Consider the following 16,673-nt stretch of genomic DNA (forward strand, 5'->3'; position numbering starts at 1 on the left):
CATGCGCAGAGTGATTGTTACCCTGCGGTGTGAACGTCGCCGCCTCCTTCCCGCTCGGTGCCGCGACCACGCTCGGCGAACTCGCCCGGGATCCGCACCCACGACTTGCCCTGCTCCGTGCGCACGAGCCGGTGTCCTGGCTGCCCGAACTGGGTGGCTGGCTGGTGACCCGCCGGGACCTCGCGCTGAACGTGATGCGCGACGCCGGGACCTTCACCGTCGACGACCCCCGGTTCTCCACCGCGCAGGTCGTCGGGCCGAGCATGCTGTCCCTGGACGGGGAGCAGCACACCCGCCACCGCGAGCCCTTCAACGCCCCCTTCCGCCCTCGGCAGGTGCGGGACGGGTTCGCCTCGTTCATCGAGCGGGAGACCGACCGGCTGGTCACCGCACTGGAACCGGCGGGCGCCGTCGAACTGCGACGTGCCTTCGCCGGACCGCTCGCGGTCGCCGTCGTGACCGAGGCACTCGGACTCGTGGGCACCGGCGCGGACACGGTCCTTTCCTGGTACGACTCCATCGTGGGGTCGGTATCGGAGATCACCGCCGGACACGAGGCGGGGCCCGACGGTGCCGCGGCGTACGCGGAGCTACGGGCCGCGGTGGAGGACACCGTCGCCCACCAGGGCGGTTCCTCGCTCCTCGTCTCCGCCGCCGGCCGGCTCGCACTGCCCGAAGTGGCGTCCAACGCCGCGGTCATGATGTTCGGAGGCATCGAGACCACCGAGGCGATGATCACCAACGCACTGCTGCAGCTGCTGCGCCACCCCGACCAACTCGCCCTGGTCCGGGCCGACTTGGACCTGCTGGACGGGGCGATGGAGGAGTCCCTGCGGCTCGAACCCGGCGCCGTGGTGGTCGACCGTTACGCCACCCGCGACATCGAACTGGGCGCGGCCACGGTCCGCCGGGGCGACCCGGTCACCGTCTCCCTGGCGGGCGCCAACCGCGACCCGGCCGTGTTCCCCGAGCCCGACCGGTTCGACGTCCGCCGCGAGAACGCGCGTCTCCAACTGGCCTTCGCACACGGCCCGCACCACTGCATCGCCGCCCACCTGGCCCGCCTGGAGACCCGCATCGCGCTCCAGCACCTGCTCGAACGCCTCCCCGCGCTGCGTCTCGACCCGGATCGCCCCACAGCTCCGTACGGTCTGGTCTTCCGCAAGCCCCTTGCCCTGCATGTGCTGTGGGACAGCCCCGCTGAGTGACAGGTGTGGCCCGTCACCCCAGCGCATCGGTGAAGGCACGGGCCCGTCTGGTGATCTCCGGCCAGTCCCCGGCGGCGACCACGGCAGGCGGCACGACTTCGGAACCGGCACACACCGCACGCGCCCCGGCGGTGAGGAAACCCGCCGCGTTCTCCGCGTTGACGCCACCGGATGCCACCAGCGGTACGTCCGGGAACGGGCCCGCCAGGTCCCGGAGGTAGCGGGGGCCGAAGGCACGTGCGGGGAAGATCTTCACCGCGTCGGCGCCGAGGTCGAGCGCGAGCCCGACCTCTGTCGGTGACAGGGCGCCCATGATCACCGGTACGCCCGCGGCCGACGCCGCCTTCGCCACCTCGGGACGGCAGCCGGGAGTGACCAGGTACCCGGCGCCCGCGTCGATCAACTCCTCGGCCTGCTCGGCGGTCATCACCGTGCCCGCGCCGATGCCGTCCCCGTCGTCGGCCACCGCCCGGCGCAGGTGTGCGGCAAGTCCGGGGGTGGTGCGGGTGAACTCGATCCAGCGGATGCCGCCGGCGCGCAGCGCCGCGCACAGCGCCGCCGCGTCGGGGATCTCCGGGGCGCGGACGACCGCGATCACCCGGTCCCGCGTCAGCTGGGGGAGGAAGTCGGCCTGCATGGGCGGGAGTTCTCCTTCGATGACTGTGGCGTGTCTCAACGAGGTGCCGTCGTGGCCCAGGCGTGCTCGTCCAGGGCGAGGCACCGGTCGATCTCGGCTCGCGGCGGCATGACGGGCACGTCGTCCCTGGTGCGCAGCGCGGCGGTGGCCGCCAAGTGCCCGAGGCGCAGCCGGGACCGTTCGGCGCGGTTCTCCAGGACGCCGGTGAGGTAACCGGCCGCGAACGCGTCGCCCGCGCCCACCGGTTCGACCACCTTGGTGGGCAGCGAGGGCACGAACGTCCGCACACCGCCCACGTACGACGTCGCCCCGTACTCGGCGTCCTTGACGACCACGACGGGCGCGGAGCCGAGCAGGGCCTCGATGTCGTCCGGGCGGGCGGCGCCCCACAGCTCCTCGGCCTCGTCGCGTCCGACGAACACGATGTCGGCGGTGCGGGCGAGGGCCAGCAGACTCCGCGCGGCGTCCTCGCGACCGCCGCGCCACAGCGCGGGACGGTGGTTCACGTCGAACGACACGAGCGGTCCACGGGTGGGGCGGCAGCCGAGCATCGCCTCCAGCAGTCGGGCGCAGCTGTCGGAGAGCGCCGCGGCGACGCCCGACAGATGCACGACACGGGCCTGGCGCAGCGCGGGATGCCGGGCCAGTTCCGGTCCCATCCCGGTCGCGGCCGATCCGCCGCGGTAGTAGTGCGTGCGCGTGCGGTCCGGGCCCGGGTCCTTGAAGTAGATGCCGGTCGGACGCTCCGGATCGGTCTCCACGGCACTCACGTCCACGCCACGCGCGGTGAGTTCGGCCAGGACGCGCCGGCCGAACGGATCGTCTCCGACACGGCTCAGCCAGGCGGCACGATGCCCGAGGCCGGCCAGCCCGCAGGCGACATTGGACTCGGCGCCGCCGATGGCGAGACCGAGTGCGGACTGCTCGGCGAGCGGGCGGTCGTCCTGCGGGCTGAGGACGATCATCGTCTCGCCGACGCACACGACGTCGGCGGACTGCTCCTGCTTGTCGGCGGCGCGGAGAGGGAGCGGCAGGGACACGGGCTTCTCCTGGCGGACGGGGCGATGAGTTCGTGGAGGACTGGGTGGGACGGATGGCGTGCGGGCCGGGCTACGTCCCGGCGGTGAGCCGCAGCATGACCTTGCTGCTCCCGCTCGCCGGGTCGGCGGCGACGGCGAGCGCCTCCTCGGCCCTCTCCAGCGGGAAGCGATGCGTGATCAGCGCAGAGACGCCCAGGCCGTCCCGGAGGGCGCGCAGGGCGTCGTCGATCTCCTCGACGAAACGGTACGAGCCGATCCAGGTGATCTCGCGGGTCACCAGGTCACCCAGGGCGGCGGGCACGGCCGTACCGGGCAGGTTGCCGACCTGGACGAGGGTGCCGCCGCGGGCCGTGGCCCGCAGGACCGGACCGAGTGCGGCCGGGGCGCCGGACGCCTCGAAGACCACGTCCACGTCCTCGGGCAGTCCGTCGCCGGCGGAGAGGTCGCGGGTCTCGTCGGCGCCCATGGCGCGGGCGACTTGGAGAGAGGAGGCCGCCAGGTCGGCCGCGATGATCGTGCCCGCGCCGCGGTGTCGGGCGGCGGCGACGACCAACGAGCCGATCGGGCCGCAGCCGTTGACCAGGACCGTACGGCCGCGCAGTTCGGGGACCCGGCCGACGGCGTGCAGGGCGACGGCCAACGGCTCCGCCAGGGCGCCCTGTTCGGTGTCCACGCCGTCCGGCAGCGGCCGGATCTGGCTCGCGGGGACCGTCCGGTACTCGCTGAACCCGCCGTCGGTGTGCGGGTCGAAGGCCGCCGAGCCGAAGTAGCGGACCCGCGGGTAGAGGTTCGTGCGGCCGGCGATGCGGTCGGGAAGGGTGCTGTCGCCGACCAGTTGGGCCGGGTGGACCGTGACCGGCTGCCCTTCGCTCAGGCCGGTGACGCCGTCGCCCAGCGCGGCGACACGGCCCGCGAACTCGTGCCCGAGCACCAGCGGATGGGCGAGCGCGGCGGTGCCGGACGCCCCCTTCTTCCAGTACGCGATGTCGGATCCGCAGATCCCGCCCCACTCCAGGGCCAGCAGCACCTCGCCGGCGCCGGGCACCGGCCGGTCCCGTTCGTCGATGCGCAGGTCGCCCGGGCCGTGCACCACAACTGCCTTCATACGGCGAGTCGTTGACGCGACAGCGGCCGGTTCGATGGCGGTCTTCATACGGCGTCCTCCAGCCGGACGAGGTCACGTCCGCGGGTCTCGGGCGCGAGCAACGCGCTGACGAAGGTGATGAGCGAGTAGACGACGAGCATCGCCGCGATGGGCCACCAACTGCCGGTGACGGCGGTGAGCGTGGCCGCGAGGACCGGGCCGATGGCGGTGGCGAGGATGCCGCCGATCTCCTTGGCGAGCGCGAGCTGGGTGAACCGGGCGCGGGAGCCGAAGAGTTCGGCCATCGTGACGCTCTCCAGCGAGAACAGGCCGAGGACCCCGACGTTCAGGCCGAGGACCATGCCAAGCATCACGGCCGGGGTCGAGCCGGAGGTGATGAGGAGCATCACCGGGAAGGCGAGGACGACGGTCAGCGCGGTGAGCGCGAGATAGATCACGCGGCGTCCGAAACGGTCGCCGAGCAGACCGACCAGCGGCACGGTGGCGAAGCCCACCAGCGAGCCCCACACGATCGCGTCCGTCGGGACGGACCGGCCCACGGCCAGGTTGGTGGCGATGTAGCCGACGAGGAACGTCTGCACCAGGCCGGAGTTGCCCGCCTGGCCGAAGCGCAGCCCCAGCGCGAGGAAGAACGCCCTGCCCTTGCGCTGACGGATCCCGGCCGCCAGGACGTTGCCCTCGTGCTCGTCGGCCGTGGCGATGGCGGACTCGACCTCGTCCCGGTCCAGTGCCACGCCGTCCACCACGTCGGGGCGCTCCTCGAAGACGGGGCTCTCCTTGAGGCCGCGGCGCAGCCAGACCGCGAACAGCATCAGTACGAAGCTCAGCAGGAAGGGCAACCGCCAGCCCCAGGACAGCAGTTGGTCCTCGCTGAGCACGCCGAGCAGCACGGCCCACAGCCCGGAGGCGGCGAGCGTGCCGGAGTTGGTGCCGAGCGACACCAGCGAGGAGACCAGGCCGCGCCGCTTGACGGGGGCGTACTCGGTCAGCAGCACCGTCGCCCCCGCGATCTCGGCGCCGGCGCCGAAGCCCTGGAACAGCCGCAGCACGACGAGCAGGATCGGCGCGAGGATGCCGATCGCGGCGTACGTGGGCAGCACGCCGATGAGAGTGGTGGAGGCGCCCATCAGCAGGATGGTGAGGTACAGGACCTTCTTGCGGCCGATCCGGTCGCCCATCCGCCCGAAGTAGACGGCCCCGGCGAGCCGGGCGACGTATCCGACGCCGTACGTGGCCATCGCGGCGATCAGCCCGATGGCCGGGCTGACGTCCGGGAAGAAGATCTTGTTGAAGACGATCGCGGCGGCCAGCGAGTACAGCTGGAAGTCCATGAACTCCATGGCCGTGCCGAGCCAGCCCGAGACGGCGGCGCGGGCCAGATCCCGCGTGGTGCGTTGGGCCGACGGCGCCTGCTGAGCGGCTATGACGCTGTCCTTCATCGTGAACTCCATTGTTCGGGGACGGAAGTGAGGCGGTTGCTGGGGAGGGGGGCGACTCAGATCTCCATGCGCCCGGCGCGCAGGGCGGGCAGCCGGTCCGCGACGGCGGTGGTGAGCGCGTCGTCGTCCGCCAGGTCCGCCGCGCCCAGGACGCGCAGCAGTGCGCCCACGGTGTCGGCGGGGCGGGTCGCGGGCTCCCAGCAGGCGGCGAGCGTGTCGGCTGCCGGGTCGGTGGGTGCGGCGGACCGGCGGATGCTCAACACCCAGGCCGCGAGGGCGAGTTCGAGGACCGGGGTGCTCGTGCCGCGGGCGCGCAGTTCGCGCAGGGCGGGCAGCCAGCGCTCCGTGATCTTCAGTGATCCGTCGGAGCCGATCTGTCGGAGCAGGTGGTGCATCGCGGGATTGCGGAACCGTACGACGAGGTCGTCGGCGTACGCACGCGGATCGGGGCGGCCGACGGGGAGGGTGGGGGCCACCTCCGCGCACAGCGCTCGCACGAGGCGTTCGCCCCAGTCCGCCGCCATGGTCTCGGCGATGGTGTCGAGGCCGGCGGCCGTGCCGAGGTAGGCCAGGGCCGAGTGGGAGCCGTTGAGCAGGCGCAGCTTGGTGAGTTGGTGGGGCGCGACGTCCGGGACGAACAGGGCTCCGTCCCGCTCCCAAGGCGGCCGGACAGCGGCGAAGGAGTCCTCCAGCACCCACTGGCGGTACGGCTCGGCCGTCACCGGGAGGGCGTCGCGCACCCCGAGGGCGGCGACCGCCGCGGTCCGGTCTGCCTCGCTGGTCGCGGGCACGATCCGGTCCACCAGCGTCGCCGGAAAGGCGACCGCCTCGGCCATGCGGTCCAGGATCTCGGCGCGGTCCGGCCAGGCGGAGGCCCGTACGAAGTCGTGCACGACCCGGCCCAGCGCGGCGCCGTTGCCCGCCATGTTGTCGCAGGACACGACGCTGATCGGGGGCGCGCCCGCGCGCATCCGTGCCGCGAGGCCGGCCGCCAGGCGCCCGACCACCGTACTGAGCGGACCGTCGGGGTCTGCCGCGAGGTCGGCGGCGACGGACGCGGCCGCGGTGTCGAGGCCGCCCGTCAGCGGGGAGCGGTGGTAGCCCTTCTCGGTCACGGTCAGGGTCACCACCGTCACCTCGGGGTCGGCGAGCAGCGCGTCGACGGCCTTGGCATCGGGGCCCATGGCCAGCGCACCGACGACCGCGCCCACGACGCGGGAGACGTTGGCGTCCGGACGGCGCTCGGTCAGCGAGTACAGGCAGTCCTGGTCCCGCAGGGCGCGTACCGTCTCCGCCGACCGCGGGGCGACAGCGGTGATGCCCCAGGGCTCGCCGGAGCGGGCCGCGGCCTGCTCGGTGTAGACCGCCTGGTGCGCCCGGTGGAAGGCGCCCAGGCCGAAGTGGACGACGCGGGTGCGCAGTTCGGCGGGGTCGACGGCGGGCCGCAGCTCGGGGGCGAGCCGGGCGAGGGCCGCACGATTCAGCAGCGCGCTCACCAGTCGTGCACCGACCCGTCGAGGCGGCGTGCGACCGGGAGGTAACGCCGCTGGTACGGGAACCGCTCGGCCGCCTTGTCGTCGTACTCGACGCCGAGGCCCGGCTCCTCGGAGGGGTTCAGCATGCCGTCGGCGAGGGTGACGCCCGTACGGAACACCTCGGCGGTCTCCTCCGGGTGGCCCATGTACTCCTGGATGCCGAAGTTCGGCACCGCGAGATCGAGGTGCACGGCGGCGGCCATGCTGACGGGGGAGAGGTCGGTCGCTCCGTGCGAGCCGGTGCGCACCTGGTGGAGCGCGGCGAGGTCGAAGATCCGCCGGAGGTGGGTGATGCCGCCGGCGTGCACGACCGTGGTGCGTACGTAGTCGATGAGCTGCTGAGTGATCAGGTGCTGGACGTCCCAGATCGAGTTCATCACCTCGCCGACCGCGATCGGCGTCGTGGTGTGCTCGCGGATGAGGCGGAACGACTCCTGGTTCTCGGCCGGGGTCGGATCCTCCATCCAGAACAGCCGGCAGCTCTCGACGCTCTTGCCGAACCGGGCCGCCTCGATCGGGGTCAGCCGGTGGTGCACGTCGTGCAGGAGGTGGAAGCCGAAGCCGAAGCGCTCGCGGACCGCCTCCAGATAGGTGGGCGCGAAGCCGAGATAGGCCTCGGTGTCCCAGGGCTGCTCGTCGGGCAGTTCGGTGGCGGCGGGCTCGTAGACCTTGCCCTTGCGTACCCCGTACGTGCCCCCGACATCGGGCACGGCGGCCTGCGCCCGTACGGCCTTGTAGCCCAGCTCCAGATAGCGCTCGACGTCGTCCAGCAGGGAGGGCACGTCGGTGCCGCTGGCGTGCGAGTAGACCAGCACACCATCGCGGGAGCGGCCGCCGAGGAGCTGGTAGACCGGGAGGCCGGCCGTCTTGCCCTTGATGTCCCACAGCGCGGTGTCGACGGCGGAGATCGCGGTCATGGTGACGGGCCCGCGCCGCCAGTAGGCGCCCTTGTAGAGGTACTGCCACATGTCCTCGATACGGGCGGGGTCCCGGCCGATCAGCAGCGGTACCACGTGGTCGCGCAGATAGCTGGCGACGGCCAGCTCACGACCGTTGAGCGTGGCGTCGCCGAGTCCGGTGACCCCGTCGGTCGTGGTGATGCGCAGCGTCACGAACGTGCGCCCCGGGGAGGCGACGAGCACCTCGACCCGCTCGATCTTGCTCACTTGCGACTCCCATCCTGTCGTGCAGTACTTGTATACAAGCACTTGTCGCGCAGTCGGGCAAGGCCCTGTCCGCAGCTACGTAGGATGTGTCCATGGCTCAATCGAACGGGCGGCGGACGAGTCGGCGCGACATCTACCTGAAGTTGCGCCAGATGGTCCTGACCCTCGAACTCGCCCCGGGCGCCGCCCTGTCGGAGAACGAACTCGCCGCGTCCCTGGGGGTCAGCCGCACTCCGGTGCGGGAGAGCCTGATCATGCTGGCCCAGGAAGGGCTGGTGCAGGTCTTCCCGAAGATCGGGTCGTTCGTGTCGCGGGTGGACCCGGCCCAGGTCGCGGACGCGCAGTTCCTGCGGGAGGCCGTGGAGCTCGCCTCGCTGGAGAGTCTGCCCGAGCAGCTCGACCCCGCCGTGGTCGAGGAACTCCGGGACAACCTGAAGCGCCAGCAGCGCGCCGACCTCGATCTGGAGGAGTTCTTCGCGCTGGACGAGGCGTTCCATCAGGGCCTGATGCGGCTGAGCGGCCACGCCAACGTCTGGACCACCGTCGCCGCGGCCAAGGGCCACCTGGACCGGGCCCGGCGGCTCGGTCTCCACGAGAACGTGTCCCCGGCCGTCTTCGCCACCCAGCACCACGAGATCTTCGACGCCGTCCTCGGCGGGGACGTCCCGCTCGCCCGCACCGCCATGCGCACCCACCTGCGGGCCGTCTTCAGCGACATCGAGCGCATCCGGGCGCACTCGCCCGAACTGTTCGCGACCGACGCTTCGACGGTGCCGGTGCGACGCAACGTGGTGGTCTGGGAGTGATGAGGCACGTGAACAGCGACAGCCGGGAACGGGCCGAACGCTTCGTCGAGTTGCACAAGGAGGGCTGCTTCCTGCTGCCCAACGCGTGGGACGTGGGCAGCGCCCGGATCCTGGAGGCGGCCGGTTTTCCCGCCGTGGCGACCACGAGTGCGGGCGTCGCGTTCTCTCTCGGACGTCCCGATCACGACTTCTTCGCCGAGCAGGCAGCCGAGGGTCGCGTCGACCGCGAGACGATGATGCGCCGGGTCCGCGAGATCGCCGACGAGGTCGGGGTGCCGCTGAGCGCGGACCTCGAGGACGGGTACGGCGAGGCGCCCGAGACCGTGGCGACCACGATCTCGATGGCGCTCGCGGCCGGCGCGGCGGGCGGCAACATCGAGGACTTCACCGGCGACCGCACGCGCCCCCTCTACGACGCAGAGCTCTCGGTGGACCGTATCCGCGCAGCCCGGGCCGCCGTGGACGCCGGCGGTGAGCCGTTCGTCCTGGTCGGCCGGACCGACGGACTGCTCGTCGGCGGTTCGCTCGACGACTGCATCCGGCGGGGCAACGCGTACCTGGCGGCCGGCGCCGACTGCGCGTTCGTTCCGGGTGCCGCCGACGCCGCCACCATCGGCACCCTCGTGCGCGAACTCGACGGCCCGCTCAACGTGGTCATGGGCCTGACCGGCAACGCGCTGTCGATGGACGACCTGCGGGCCCTCGGCGTCCGGCGGGTCACGGTCGGCGGCAGCATCGCCCGCGCGATGTACGGTCACCTGCTGAGCGCGGCGCGGGAACTGGCGGACAAGGGCACGTTCTCCTACGCCACCGACCAGATCCCCCAGACGGACCTCAACCACCTCTTCCAGTCCCGGGGTTGAGCAGAGCCTGCCGCTCCTGTCTCAGGCCGCGAAAACCTGGGAGTCGTCGGCGAACGCCTTGAACTCAAGGGCGTTGCCGGCCGGGTCGAGGAGGAACATCGTCCACTGCTCGCCGGTCTGGCCCTCGAAGCGGACATACGGCTCGATGACGAACTCGACGGCTGCCGCGCGCAGGCGGTCGGCGAGTTTCTGGAAGGCCGGGATCGTGAGGATCAGGCCGAAGTGCGGCACCGGCACGTCGTGGCCGTCGACGGGGTTGTGTATGCGCTGGGCGCGCTCCGGTGCTAGGTGGGTGACGAACTGGTGGCCGTGCAGGTTCCAGTCCACCCAGGTCTCCGCGCTGCGGCCCTGCTCCAGGCCCAGCACCTCGCCGTAGAACCGGCGTGCGGCGGTGAGGTCGTCGACCGGCATGGCCAGGTGGAACCTCGGGATCGGGGAGTTGAGGATGCTCATGTCCGAATGTTAACATTGGGACAACCAAGAAGGGTGCGCAACGATGAGCGAACAGGGCAGGCTGGCCCCCGCCCGCCGCCGAGGACTGGCCGACGAGGTCGCGGACCGGATCCGCGAGGCCATCTTCAGCGGTGCCTACGCCCCCGGTGCCCAGCTGCGCGAGGTGGAGCTGGCCGGCGCGATGGACGTCAGCCGCGGTCCGGTGCGCGAGGCCGTGCGGTTGCTGGAGCGCGAGGGACTGGTCCACTGCGCGTGGCATCGCGGTACGACCGTGACGACGCTGTCCCCCGAGGACGTGGCCGAACTCGACAGCCTGCGCGGCGCGTTGGAGGACCTCGCCGTCCGCCAGGCGATCGCTCGCGGCTCGGACGAGGATCTCGCGTCCGTCGCCAAGGCGGCCGACATGATGGAACGGGCCCGGGACGCGCACGACTTGGTGCGCTGCGACATCGCCTTCCACGACGCCGTCTTCGCCGCTGCCGGCCACCGGCGGCTCGCGGACGCCTGGGAGGGCATCCGCTGCCAGGTTCACCTGTTCCTGCTGACCCGGATCGGTCACAGCACGGAGGGATACCTCAGCCGCATCCCGGCCGAACACCGCGAGCTCGTCGCCGCGTTGCGCTCCCGCGACACCGACACCGCCCTCGAACTCTTCGCCGCGCACCGTCGCCACGCCGTCGACGTGGTCACCGGCGCCACAGACCCGGGCTGAACGCCCGGCGCACGGCAGCGGGCCTTCATGTCGGATACGCGGCGGGAGTTGCGCCCCTGCGAAGGGCGGATCGGCTGGATCAGCCCTCGCCGTGAGCGGTTGATCCGCGTGTTCCTCAAAACCTGTTCCACGCCCAACGGGTGATGCCCGATGCCCGCACCCCGCTGACCGAGCGCCTCCGACGGACCGGGCGCACCAACGCGCAGCTGAAGCAGCTCGAGCCCTATCGGGCCCCGGGCGCGAACTCGCGCCGGTGACACGCGAGTTGTCCTGTATCGCCGCAGCCGCTACGTGATCGGGCGCACCGCGGCCTCGGTCAGGGTGGCCGCGGTCCGTACGGCGCTGGTGACGGCCTCCTCGGGATCGAGCCCGCACAGATCGGTGAGGGTGAAGAACGCCTCGGCGCTCACCACCACCGCGAGGTCCCTCTTGAGTTGGGCGAACGCGTCCGGTTCCGTCGCGCCGAGCGTGTCCTCCAGGGGGAGGAGCGCATGGTCGATGAGGCCGAAGCGAATACCGGGTCGCGTCTTCACCGTCTCGGGCCGGGTGATGGTGGCGGCGATCATCGCGCGCACCGAGCCCTGTCGGGCGAGGATGCCGCGGAGCAGGAACTCGCAGGCGAAGCGGACGCGTTCGACGGGGTCGACCGACTCCGCGACCGGCGCGAGGGCCTCGGCGGGGGGCGGCCAGACGCCGGCCAGGGCCTCGCTGATCAGCGAGGGCAGATCGGGGAAGTACCGGTAGGCGGTCGCCTCGGACACCATGGCCTCGCGGGCGATCCCGGGCATGGTCACCTCGGCGCCCGTGCCGATGAGTTCGCGGGCGGCGGCCACGATCGCCGTCCGGGTGCGCTGCTTCTGGTTGGTGCGGCCGGTGCCCGCCTGCGCCGTCATGGTGGCACTCCTCCTGTTGATCCACCCACATGGTAGCAACCACCTCTCGTTATGAGAGTGGACTTGCATTACGGGACTCGGCTTGCCTAATCTCTTCGTGAGAGTCGGCTCTCACGAAGAGAAGTGCACGAAGCCGTGCACGAAGAGAAGCGAAGGGGACGCGATGAGCACGGTTTCCGTGGTCGGTCCGGGCGACGGCGAGACGATCCAGCTGGGGCGCACGCAGATGCGCATCCTCGAGGACGGCAGCACCACCGGGCACCGCCTCGGCATCGGAGAGATCACCATCGCCCCGCACACCCAGGGCCCGCCGCAGCACCGTCACGCCGAGCACGACGAGGGCTTCTACGTCGTCTCCGGCACCGTGCACTTCACCGTCGGGGAGACGACCCGCGAGGCCCCGGCCGGCACGCTCGCGATGATCCCGCCCGGCGCCCCGCACACCTTCGCCAACCTCGGCGACACGCCCGCGGTCATGCTCAACACCTTCACGCCCGACCTGTACGTGCAGTACTTCCGCGACCTGCGGAGCTTGATCGCCGGCGGTCAGGAGCTGACCCCGGAGTCGACCGTCGCGGTGATGAGCCGCTACGCCACGGTCCCCGCCACCGACTTCGCGTGACGGCGATCCGACTTCCCACCGACACCGCCCACTTGAGGAGCACCGTATGACCCGCAGTACTCACACCCTCACGCTCGACCAGGGCACCCTCGACGTCACCGTCGACCTCCAGGGGCAGCAGGGACACCCCTTCCTGCTCCTGCACGGAGGCGGCGGCCCGCAGACCGTCACCCCGTTCGCGGCCCTCCTCGCCGAGCAGCGGCCGGCCAGGGTGTTCACCCCCGTCCACCCCGGCTTCGACGGCACCGTCCGCCCCGAGTGGCTGACCGACGTGACGACCCTGGCCCAGGCGTACGCGCAGCTGCTCGACGCGCTCGACCTGCGGGACGTCGCCGTCGTCGGCAACTCGATCGGCGGCTGGATCGCCGCCGAACTGGCGGCCCTGGGCAGCGACCGCATCAGCAGCGTCACCCTCGTCAACGCCGTCGGCATCGGCGTCCCCGGCCACCCGATAGCCGACCCCTTCTCCCTGACGCCCGTCGAGCTGTCCCGCCTCTCCTTCCACGACCCCTCGAAGTTCCGCTTCGACCCCAGCGTGCTGACCGAGGCGCAGCGCGCGGTGATGGCCGCCAACCGCGCCACCCTGCAGGTCTATTCGCGCCCGCACGACATGGCCGACCCGACCCTTCCCGAGCGCCTGGCCAAGGTCGCCCACCCGACGCTGGTCGCGTGGGGTGCGAGCGACCAGGTCGTGGACGCCGACTACGGACGCGCCTACGCACAGGCCATCCCCGACGCGGAGTTCCGTCTGCTGGAGGGCACCGGCCACATGCCCCAGACCGAGACGCCCGAGCAACTCCTCCCGGTCCTCTGGGACTTCGCCGACGACTACGCCATCGACCGGCCGCGGCACTGACTCCAGAAGGCGGCCCACGTGTCCCGATCCGACCGCAGCAGACCTTCGTCGGTCCTGGCCGTCTGCTGCCTGAGCGTGCTGCTGGTCAGCCTCGACACCACCATCCTCAATGTCGCCCTGCCCTCGATCCAGCAGGACCTGCACTGCTCCGTGGCGGGACTGCAGTGGACCCTCGACGCCTACACCATCGTGCTGGCCTCGCTGCTGATCCTGGCCGGCTCCACGGCCGACCGCGTCGGGCGACGGCGCGTCTTCCACCTCGGGCTCGTGCTGTTCACCGCCGGGTCGGCACTGTGCAGTCTGGCGCCGTCGCTGAGCCTGCTGATCGTCTTCCGCATGGCGCAGGCGCTGGGCGGCTGCATGCTCACCCCGGTCGCCATGGCCATCCTCGCCAACGCCTTCCCCGAGCCGCGCGAGCGGGCAAGGGCCATCGGTGTGTGGGGCGGAGTGGTCGGCATCAGCATGGCGGCCGGGCCGATCCTGGGCGGCGTACTGGTGCAGACGGTCGGGTGGCGGTCGGTGTTCTGGCTGAACGTGCCGATCGGGCTGGCCGCGCTGCTGCTCACCACCCTGTTCGTCCCGGAGTCCCGCGCGCCGCGGCCCCGCAGGGCGGACCCGGTGGGCCAACTGCTGGTGATCGCCGCACTCGGCTCACTGACGTACGCCATCATCGAGGCGCCGGGCCGGGGTTGGGCCTCGCCCGTCATCGTGGCCTGTCTGATCACCGCGGCGGGCGCGTCGGTCGCCCTCGTGCCCTACGAGACGCGCCGCGACGACCCCCTGATCGACCCGCGCCTCTTCCGGAGCGCGCCCTTCAGCGGGGCGACGGTGATGGCGGTGTGTGCCTTCACCGCACTCGGCGGCTTTCTCTTCGCCAACACCCTTTATCTGCAACAGGGGTTGGGGCTCAGCGCGCTGGACACCGGAGTGCATCTGCTGCCGATGGCGGTGCTGTCGCTGGTGTGCCCACCGCTGGCCGGGCGGATCGTGGGCAGTCGCGGCCCGCGCATCCCGCTGCTGCTCGCCGGAGCCGGCATCGCCGCGGGCGGCCTGCTCGCCGTCCCCGCCACCCGCTCCGCCGACCGCTCGGACATCCTGCTCTACGCGGCGTACGCACTGTTCGGCCTGGGCTTCGGCTTCGTCAACGCGCCCATCACCGACACAGCGGTCTCGGGCCTGCCGCAGGCCCAGGCCGGGGTGGCCGCCGCGATCGCCGCGACCAGCCGCCAGGTCGGCGCCGCACTCGGCATCGCGGTGACCGGCGCCGCGATCGCCGCCGGGGCACGCCCTGCCGCCTGGTGGATCATCGCCGGTTGCGGTCTGGCCATCCTCGTCCTCGGCATCCTGACCTCCGGTCCTTGGGCAGCCCGTACCGTCGCGAACCTCGAGAGCAGGAGTCCTGAAAGGGCTTTCGCCACGCGGTAGTTGAGGGCATGGCCACACGAATGTGCTCCGCTGTGCTCGGCTCCGTTCGAACACAACGACGGCCGGCGGGCGCCCAGATCGCCGGGAAGGACACGTGAGAGAGCTCGTGATTTCCGGAGATGGCGATCATCAGGCAGCGACCCGTTCGGAGCGCGGCTCGCACCGGCTGATCGCCAACCGGTATCTGCTCCACGACGTCCTCGGCCGCGGTGGAATGGGCACCGTCTGGCGCGCCTGACGGGGAAGCAGGACTTCCCCCTCCACGTCGTCGGCCGAAAGCACACCTTCCGGGCAGCAGGCGACGGCACCCTGCAACTGGGTGTGAACGACGCCGCCGGGTCCTGCTCCCAGGACAACAAGGGCTCCGTGACCGTACAGGTGAGCGTCACGCACCAACCGTGACGGGCGGCTACCGCGCTTCGCGCCAGGTCAGCCCGTCGTCCGAGGACACGAGGCCGCCCGGACGGCGGGGTGTCTCGTCCTCCAACGGACCGCCGAACACGCCCCGTTCCTGCAGGACCGCACCCTCCTGGAACACCTGACGGATGCCGGGGGACTCGAAGAGCGGATTGCGCAGGCCGTCGGAGTCCGGAAGGCGGCCCACCGCCGTGTCGAGGTCCGAGGAGGCCGCCGCCAGCCGGGCGCCCGCCGCTCCGAGCCCGCCGAAGGTCGAGTCGCCGGAGGCCAGACCGCCCACCAGTTCCACGAACGCCTCCAGTTCCGGCGCACTCACGTTGGTGACCTTGCGCGCCTTCCAGAAGTACGACCGCTCGTCCTGGTGCATGTCGTAGAAGGAGACCAGGAACTCGTAGAACAGGCTGTACTCGTGCCGGTAGCGGGCCTCGAACTCGTCGAAGAGGCGGCCCTCGTCCAGGGTTGCGGCGAGGCCGCTGTTGATCGAGCGGGCCGCGAGCAGGGCACCGTAGGTGGCGAGGTGCACGCCGGAGGACAGCACCGGGTCGACGAAACACGCCGCGTCCCCGACCAGCACCATCCCGGGCCGCCACAGCTGTGACTTCCAGTACGACCAGTCCTTGCGGACGCGGACCTGTTCGTAGGGCACCTCGGTGGCCTGCGGAACTCCGTGGAGGAGGTCGCGGATCTCGGGGCACGAGTCGATCAGCCTGCGCCAGGCCGCCACCGGGTCCTGCTGTATCTCGGCGGCGCTCTCCCGGCTCACCACCGCTCCCACGCTGGTGAGGTCGTCGCGGAGCGGGATGTACCAGATCCAGCCCTCGTCGAAGGCGGCGCAGAAGATGTTGCCGTCGTTCGGCTTCGGCAGCCGCCCGCCTCCGGCGAAGTAGCCGAACACCGCGATGTTGCGGAAGAAGTCGGAGTACGTCCGCCTGCCGCCGACCTCGGTGTGGATCCGGCTGCCGTTGCCGGACGCGTCCACGACATAGCGGGCCCGGGCCTCGCGGAGCTCGCCGCCGGGGCCGGTCCAGCTGACGCCCCGCACCCTTTCGTCGTCGGCCAGCACGCCTTTGACGCGGCAGTTCTCCCGTACCTCGACACCGACCCGGCGGGCGTTGTCCAGCAGGATCGCGTCGAACCGGGACCGCTCGACCTGATAGGCGAACGAGGTCGGGTCGGCCAGCCGGGGCGACAGCGCGAAGGAGAACTGCCACGGGTCCCGGTTGCGACCCCACCGGAAGGTCCCGCCGCGCTTGGTCTTGAAGCCCGCCCGGGCGACCTCGTCCTCGACGCCCAGGATGCGGCACACGCCGTGCACGGTGGAAGGCAGCAGCGACTCCCCGATCTGGTAGCGGGGAAACGTCTGTTGTTCCAGGAGGAGCACGCGATGGCCGCGCAGGGCTACGGCGGTGGCGGCGGTGGCCCCGGCCGGACCACCGCCCACGACGATCACGTCGAAGTCCTCAACTGCCGTGTTTTCACTCGTGGGTTGGGACACC

Annotated in this window: 17 protein-coding genes; 8 read left to right on the plus strand and 9 right to left on the minus strand. The window is 71.6% G+C overall.

Annotated features, from left to right (window positions below; translation table 11 throughout):
• Nucleotides 1–29: 29 nt before the first annotated feature.
• On the plus strand, nucleotides 30–1,208 hold the full coding sequence (locus OG303_RS43210; RefSeq protein ID WP_405875376.1) for a cytochrome P450: 1,179 nt from the start codon (nucleotides 30–32) through the stop codon (nucleotides 1,206–1,208).
• Nucleotides 1,209–1,221: 13 nt separating this feature from the next.
• Here OG303_RS43210 and OG303_RS43215 read toward each other — a convergent pair whose 3' ends face one another.
• The 6 genes from OG303_RS43215 to manD all read right to left on the minus strand — a co-directional run bounded on the left by OG303_RS43215 (nucleotide 1,222) and on the right by manD (nucleotide 8,130).
• The gene (locus tag OG303_RS43215; protein WP_405875377.1) at nucleotides 1,222–1,845 is read right to left on the minus strand and encodes a bifunctional 4-hydroxy-2-oxoglutarate aldolase/2-dehydro-3-deoxy-phosphogluconate aldolase; all 624 of its coding nucleotides are present in this window, start codon (nucleotides 1,843–1,845) and stop codon (nucleotides 1,222–1,224) included.
• 35 nt (nucleotides 1,846–1,880) lie between these two features.
• Complete coding sequence (locus tag OG303_RS43220) at nucleotides 1,881–2,885, minus strand: sugar kinase (RefSeq protein ID WP_405875378.1); 1,005 nt, start codon at nucleotides 2,883–2,885, stop codon at nucleotides 1,881–1,883.
• A 70-nt stretch (nucleotides 2,886–2,955) separates the two neighbouring features.
• On the minus strand, nucleotides 2,956–4,038 hold the full coding sequence (locus OG303_RS43225) for an L-idonate 5-dehydrogenase (RefSeq protein WP_405875379.1): 1,083 nt from the start codon (nucleotides 4,036–4,038) through the stop codon (nucleotides 2,956–2,958).
• Nucleotides 4,035–5,429, minus strand: a complete 1,395-nt coding sequence (locus OG303_RS43230) for an MFS transporter (protein WP_405875380.1) — start codon at nucleotides 5,427–5,429, stop codon at nucleotides 4,035–4,037. Before OG303_RS43230 ends, OG303_RS43225 begins: the two co-directional genes overlap by 4 nt.
• Nucleotides 5,430–5,485: 56 nt before the next feature.
• Nucleotides 5,486–6,925, minus strand: coding sequence for a mannitol dehydrogenase family protein (locus tag OG303_RS43235; RefSeq protein ID WP_405875381.1), 1,440 nt, complete (start codon nucleotides 6,923–6,925; stop codon nucleotides 5,486–5,488).
• On the minus strand, nucleotides 6,922–8,130 hold the full coding sequence (gene manD / locus OG303_RS43240; RefSeq protein WP_405875382.1) for a D-mannonate dehydratase ManD: 1,209 nt from the start codon (nucleotides 8,128–8,130) through the stop codon (nucleotides 6,922–6,924). The genes OG303_RS43235 and manD overlap by 4 nt, the downstream gene beginning before the upstream one ends.
• Before the next feature lie 92 nt (nucleotides 8,131–8,222).
• Here manD and OG303_RS43245 point away from each other — a divergent pair, with 92 nt between their 5' ends.
• Together OG303_RS43245 and OG303_RS43250 are read left to right on the plus strand one after the other, a co-directional pair.
• A complete protein-coding gene (locus OG303_RS43245) occupies nucleotides 8,223–8,936 on the plus strand; it encodes a GntR family transcriptional regulator (RefSeq protein WP_405875383.1) in 714 nt (237 codons plus the stop codon).
• Complete coding sequence (locus OG303_RS43250; RefSeq protein WP_405875384.1) at nucleotides 8,936–9,799, plus strand: isocitrate lyase/phosphoenolpyruvate mutase family protein; 864 nt, start codon at nucleotides 8,936–8,938, stop codon at nucleotides 9,797–9,799. The genes OG303_RS43245 and OG303_RS43250 overlap by 1 nt, the downstream gene beginning before the upstream one ends.
• Before the next feature lie 21 nt (nucleotides 9,800–9,820).
• On the opposite strand, the gene OG303_RS43255 is transcribed toward OG303_RS43250, so the two are convergent.
• Entirely contained in the window at nucleotides 9,821–10,252 is a 432-nt protein-coding gene (locus OG303_RS43255; protein WP_405875385.1) for a VOC family protein, read from the minus strand.
• 43 nt (nucleotides 10,253–10,295) lie between these two features.
• Here OG303_RS43255 and OG303_RS43260 point away from each other — a divergent pair, with 43 nt between their 5' ends.
• A complete protein-coding gene (locus OG303_RS43260) occupies nucleotides 10,296–10,964 on the plus strand; it encodes a GntR family transcriptional regulator (protein WP_405875386.1) in 669 nt (222 codons plus the stop codon).
• A gap of 287 nt (nucleotides 10,965–11,251) precedes the next feature.
• Here the strand turns inward: OG303_RS43260 and OG303_RS43265 are convergent, their stop codons facing one another.
• On the minus strand, nucleotides 11,252–11,857 hold the full coding sequence (locus OG303_RS43265; protein WP_405875387.1) for a TetR/AcrR family transcriptional regulator: 606 nt from the start codon (nucleotides 11,855–11,857) through the stop codon (nucleotides 11,252–11,254).
• Nucleotides 11,858–12,020: 163 nt separating this feature from the next.
• Here OG303_RS43265 and OG303_RS43270 point away from each other — a divergent pair, with 163 nt between their 5' ends.
• From OG303_RS43270 to OG303_RS43285, 4 genes are all read left to right on the plus strand, one after another.
• Nucleotides 12,021–12,479: a cupin domain-containing protein gene (locus OG303_RS43270; RefSeq protein ID WP_405875388.1), complete on the plus strand. Its 459-nt coding sequence runs from the start codon at nucleotides 12,021–12,023 to the stop codon at nucleotides 12,477–12,479.
• A gap of 46 nt (nucleotides 12,480–12,525) precedes the next feature.
• Nucleotides 12,526–13,335 carry an alpha/beta fold hydrolase gene (locus tag OG303_RS43275; protein WP_405875389.1) on the plus strand — a complete coding sequence of 270 codons (810 nt, stop codon included), beginning with the start codon at nucleotides 12,526–12,528 and terminating at the stop codon, nucleotides 13,333–13,335.
• Between the two features lie 18 nt (nucleotides 13,336–13,353).
• Entirely contained in the window at nucleotides 13,354–14,760 is a 1,407-nt protein-coding gene (locus OG303_RS43280) for a DHA2 family efflux MFS transporter permease subunit (RefSeq protein ID WP_405875390.1), read from the plus strand.
• A 106-nt stretch (nucleotides 14,761–14,866) separates the two neighbouring features.
• Complete coding sequence (locus OG303_RS43285) at nucleotides 14,867–14,998, plus strand: hypothetical protein (RefSeq protein ID WP_405877909.1); 132 nt, start codon at nucleotides 14,867–14,869, stop codon at nucleotides 14,996–14,998.
• Between the two features lie 171 nt (nucleotides 14,999–15,169).
• Here the strand turns inward: OG303_RS43285 and OG303_RS43290 are convergent, their stop codons facing one another.
• Nucleotides 15,170–16,672 carry a tryptophan 7-halogenase gene (locus OG303_RS43290; protein ID WP_405875391.1) on the minus strand — a complete coding sequence of 501 codons (1,503 nt, stop codon included), beginning with the start codon at nucleotides 16,670–16,672 and terminating at the stop codon, nucleotides 15,170–15,172.
• Nucleotide 16,673: the final 1 nt, after the last annotated feature.

Origin of the sequence: Streptomyces sp. NBC_00005 (genome assembly GCF_045160215.1) — a bacterium.
Classification (GTDB): domain Bacteria; phylum Actinomycetota; class Actinomycetes; order Streptomycetales; family Streptomycetaceae; genus Streptomyces.

What these genes read in the sequence shown, in the direction of transcription:
- OG303_RS43270 (WP_405875388.1), top strand. Translation starts at nt 12,021, where the DNA reads ATGAGCACGGTTTCCGTGGTCGGTCCGGGCGACGGCGAGACGATCCAG.
- OG303_RS43260 (WP_405875386.1), top strand. Translation starts at nt 10,296, where the DNA reads ATGAGCGAACAGGGCAGGCTGGCCCCCGCCCGCCGCCGAGGACTGGCC.
- OG303_RS43245 (WP_405875383.1), top strand. Translation starts at nt 8,223, where the DNA reads ATGGCTCAATCGAACGGGCGGCGGACGAGTCGGCGCGACATCTACCTG.
- OG303_RS43250 (WP_405875384.1), top strand. Translation starts at nt 8,936, where the DNA reads ATGAGGCACGTGAACAGCGACAGCCGGGAACGGGCCGAACGCTTCGTC.
- OG303_RS43225 (WP_405875379.1), bottom strand. Translation starts at nt 4,038, where the DNA reads ATGAAGACCGCCATCGAACCGGCCGCTGTCGCGTCAACGACTCGCCGT.
- OG303_RS43230 (WP_405875380.1), bottom strand. Translation starts at nt 5,429, where the DNA reads ATGAAGGACAGCGTCATAGCCGCTCAGCAGGCGCCGTCGGCCCAACGC.
- OG303_RS43275 (WP_405875389.1), top strand. Translation starts at nt 12,526, where the DNA reads ATGACCCGCAGTACTCACACCCTCACGCTCGACCAGGGCACCCTCGAC.
- OG303_RS43215 (WP_405875377.1), bottom strand. Translation starts at nt 1,845, where the DNA reads ATGCAGGCCGACTTCCTCCCCCAGCTGACGCGGGACCGGGTGATCGCG.
- OG303_RS43255 (WP_405875385.1), bottom strand. Translation starts at nt 10,252, where the DNA reads ATGAGCATCCTCAACTCCCCGATCCCGAGGTTCCACCTGGCCATGCCG.
- OG303_RS43265 (WP_405875387.1), bottom strand. Translation starts at nt 11,857, where the DNA reads ATGACGGCGCAGGCGGGCACCGGCCGCACCAACCAGAAGCAGCGCACC.